This is a genomic window from Pseudoflavonifractor phocaeensis, assembly GCF_016901735.1.
In the GTDB taxonomy this organism is placed as follows: domain Bacteria; phylum Bacillota; class Clostridia; order Oscillospirales; family Oscillospiraceae; genus Pseudoflavonifractor_A.
Genome location: NZ_JACLZC010000230.1, coordinates 1 through 297, shown reverse-complemented (window position 1 = coordinate 297; position 297 = coordinate 1). Strand labels below are relative to the sequence as shown.

General features: G+C 60.6%; 1 protein-coding gene. It reads right to left on the bottom strand.

What is annotated here, in order from left to right:
* The coding region (locus H7U37_RS15395; RefSeq protein ID WP_204877045.1) for a hypothetical protein at window positions 1–297 on the bottom strand (297 nt) is incomplete at both ends.

Sequence of the window (297 nt, the reverse complement as noted above, 5' to 3'; positions counted from 1 at the left end):
TTCAGCTGCTCCGCCGTCACCACCGTGCCCTCGGGATAGTAGCCCAGCATAAAGTCCACCAGCTCGCCGCCGCAGTAGGCGTTGATGATGTACCGTACCTCGGGGATCTCCTTCTCATAGTACAGGTTCACCGTGGTACCGTCCTGCTCCAGCTTTTCAAAGCGGTAGGTGCTTCCATTGTAGTAGAAGGGGTCCTGGAGCACGCCCTCGGCCTTCAGCTGCTCCGCCGTCACCACCGTGCCCTCGGGATAGTAGCCCAGCATAAAGTCCACCAGCTCGCCGCCGCAGTAGGCGTTG